Consider the following 3218-nt stretch of genomic DNA (forward strand, 5'->3'; position numbering starts at 1 on the left):
TCTCCGCGCGGGCCACGATGCGTTCTGCGGCCTCGACCTTGATCCTTATCTCCTTGGCGGACGGCAGGGCCCGCTCATAGAGCCGGTCCCGGGCCCTGCGTGCGGGCCCGGGCGAGCAGATCACACAAGCGTGACAGCTTCGGCCAGTCGTCACGCTGTGGCTCGCTGTCGGCGTCCCAGATGTCGCCGGTCTCGACGAGCCGGGCGTGGTCGCACGCGTCGTCCATGAGTGCGCCGATCTCGTCCTCGCACCGGGCGATGACAGCTTCAAGGCGGTGCAGCTGCTTGTCGGAGTCACGGGAGGCGTTCGCGTCCATTGGTGAGCCGTCCACCGCGACCGCCGACAGATCGACCAGCCCACGACTGCCACACAGAGCCAGCACCTGCACGAACAGCTGCGTCAACGCGTCGCGGTGACGCTGAACGAACCGCGCGACGGTGGAACGGTCCACGGCGCGGTTCGCAGTAATGATCCGGCAGCCCAGATCGTCCCAGCAGGCCCGCTCGATGCCGCGCGAGGAGCGTACGCCCTTGCTGTAGCAGTAGAAGAGCAGCGTGACCAGGACCACCGGCGGGTAGCCGGCGCCGCCCTGACCATCGGCACGGTAGCCACCTTCGAAGGCCGAGAGATCGAGCCCCTCGACCGCCTCAAGCACTCTCCAACACAAGTGCCCTGGCGGCAGCCACTCCCGGGCACTCTTCGGCATCTCAAGATCACGTTCGCGGTCACACAGCAGGAAGTTCCGCCCCACCGACCCAGACTCCGACACCCCCGCAACAACTGGAACCGAACATCGAATCGCTCTTGACTCCCAGATAGGGGCAGTCGTGCGACAGCCTCCCACCCGCCCCGCAGCCGTGCCACAACCCACCCGACCAGGCCCCGGACGCCCACCCGGCTCACAAAACCGCAGGCCAGCACTACGATACGAGCCCGGGAAAAACGTCAAACGCGTCGCAACCCTCACCGAACACATCCGCCTGAAACAGCAGCAGGGATAAACGCCAAGCTCAGAGCCTGTTGGACACATTCACAGCCGGCTACCTGAGGGTCTGTCTCGCCGACAAGCGCAGCGTGCCGGGCAGCGCGACCATCATCCTGCACACGGCCCGGTTGGGGCCACACGCGCCGATCCCCGAGCGGGACGTACGCCCCCTCGCCGGGACGGTCGCGGCAGGCACCGCTGCGACCCGCCGCGTGATCTCCTTCCTCGACGAGCACGCACAGCTGGAGGCGGACGAACTCTCGTAGACTCCCACCCAGTTGCTCTCCGACGTCCAGCGCCAGGTCCGCTCACATGTCCCGGATCTGGGCGCGGAACGTCACGACCGGCGCGACGAGAGGGCGCTGCAGGAGCGGATCGCGCAACTGCCCGAGCCGATGGCTGACCATCTACGGGGCCTGGGCGAAGGTCGTGCGAGGGCAGGGCCGCTACCGACACCCACCGGCCGACTACCCCCGCATCCGCCGCTACCTGCGGACCGCTTGGCCCGCCTTGACGTCCTGGTCAGTCGTCGGAATGGACCTACGCCAGGTCACCACCGACCACGCGCGGGCGGAACTGGCCAAGCACCAGGGCGGCCCGGGACGCGAGCTGCTCACCGCACTGCGCAGCGCGGGTCCAGCGGGGCGTCGGCCATGGCCCTACCGTAGATCGCCTTGCGGACAGCTTCTGACCGCAAGGGCGTGTCGTGAAGGCCCTACGCCGCCGGGCTGCCCAGCCTGCGCGGGGATATCTTCGGCTCGTGGTGGATCGGGGTGTGCGCGCCGGTCAGCGGGGTGCCGGTGCCGCCGCGGCCGTGGGCGACGATCTCGGCGGCGATGGACAGCGCGGTCTCCTCGGGAGTGCGGGCACCCAGGTCGAGGCCGATCGGGGAGTGCAGCCGCGTCAGGTCGAGTTCGGTCACCCCGGTCTCCCGCAGCCGGTCGAGCCGGTCCAGGTGGGTGCGGCGCGAGCCCATGGCGCCGACGTACGCGAACGGCAGCCGCAGGGCCCGCTCCAGCAGCGGGATGTCGAACTTGGCGTCATGGGTGAGGACGCACACCACGGTCCGGCCGTCGAGCCGTCCCGCGTCCACCTCGGCGTCGAGGTAGCGGTGCGGCCAGTCGACGACCACGTCGTCCGCCTCGGGGAAGCGCCGCGGGGTGGCGAAGACCGGCCGGGCGTCGCAGATCGACACCCGGTAGCCGAGGAACTTGCCCGCCCGCACCAGCGCCGCGGCGAAGTCTATCGCGCCGAACACCAGCATCCGCGGCGGCGGCACGCTGGACTCGACGAGCAGCGTCAGCGGTACGCCGCAGCGGCTGCCGTCGGCGCCGATCACGGTGGTGGCGGTGCGGCCCGCGGCCAGCAGGGCGCGGGTCTCATGATTTCTCCGGCCCGTCGGCCCGGAGGGTGATACCGCACGCCCGCAGCCGTCTCCATCCCATGCAGGGCGATATTCAGCAGCACGGGGCTGATCACGCCCCCAACGCAATGGGTAACTTCTGCTTCGAGGTGACGCTCGGCTACCGGCGCTTGGAACTCCTTCCTCGCGCGGAGGGTAAGGAGCGTCACAGTGGGTAGTAGGTTTGTGACATGGTGCGTGGTGATCGTGTCGATAGCGTCGAGTACGCCCGGCGGGTCAACGCCGCCGCGGATCTGGTCGGGGCGGGTGTGCCCGTGGCCGCAGCCGCCCGCACGTTGGCGAGTAGGTACGGGGTGTCGGTGCGTCAGGCACGCCGGTATCTGGAGCAGGCCATGGCTGCTGGACGGGTTGAAATCCCCGAGTCGAGCGTGGTGTTCACCGTCAAGCTGCCCGGCTCGCTGGCCGGGCAGATCCGTGCTTGTGCTCACGAGAGTGACCGGGCGATCTCCGCGGTGGTGGCCCAGGCCCTGGCCGAGTTCCTTCAGCGGGGTGCCCCGGAGGGCCGGCAGGGCAGGTGAACGGTCGGCTGGTGGAGACGGAGGCGGTCTTCGACCGTCATGCGGCGGCGGACTTGTCCGCGGCCTACGCGGTGTTGATGCCGCAGCGCCGGGCCCGGGTGCGGGCCGGCCCCGATCAGGCAGGAGCAGCCGGTGACCAGTGCGGCGATTTACGCCCGGGTGTCGTCCGCCCGGCAGAAGAAGGACCAGACGATCGCCCGAGTTCGACAGTTGGTGGGCATGCAGGGCAGGTGGGCAGCGGATCTGTGCAGGTGAGAGGCGTGAGATAGGTTCGAAGTCGGTCGAAGGTGT

Annotated in this window: 3 protein-coding genes and 1 pseudogene; 2 read left to right on the forward strand and 2 right to left on the reverse strand. The window is 69.4% G+C overall.

Annotated elements, in window-relative coordinates:
* Window positions 1–74: 74 nt before the first annotated feature.
* Window positions 75–656: a transposase gene (locus AB0M29_RS45010; protein WP_365393633.1), complete on the reverse strand. Its 582-nt coding sequence runs from the start codon at window positions 654–656 to the stop codon at window positions 75–77.
* 365 nt (window positions 657–1021) lie between these two features.
* On the opposite strand from AB0M29_RS45010, the gene AB0M29_RS45015 reads away from it, so the two are divergent.
* The gene (locus tag AB0M29_RS45015; protein ID WP_365393635.1) at window positions 1022–1252 is read left to right on the forward strand and encodes a hypothetical protein; all 231 of its coding nucleotides are present in this window, start codon (window positions 1022–1024) and stop codon (window positions 1250–1252) included.
* A gap of 449 nt (window positions 1253–1701) precedes the next feature.
* Here AB0M29_RS45015 and AB0M29_RS45020 read toward each other — a convergent pair.
* Window positions 1702–2367, reverse strand: a pseudogene (locus tag AB0M29_RS45020) (XdhC family protein); the annotation flags it as partial.
* A 212-nt stretch (window positions 2368–2579) separates the two neighbouring features.
* On the opposite strand from AB0M29_RS45020, the gene AB0M29_RS45025 reads away from it, so the two are divergent.
* Window positions 2580–2927 carry a hypothetical protein gene (locus AB0M29_RS45025; RefSeq protein WP_365393637.1) on the forward strand — a complete coding sequence of 116 codons (348 nt, stop codon included), beginning with the start codon at window positions 2580–2582 and terminating at the stop codon, window positions 2925–2927.
* Window positions 2928–3218 lie beyond the last annotated feature (291 nt).

This window comes from Streptomyces sp. NPDC051976 (assembly GCF_040680795.1).
Taxonomy (GTDB): domain Bacteria; phylum Actinomycetota; class Actinomycetes; order Streptomycetales; family Streptomycetaceae; genus Actinacidiphila.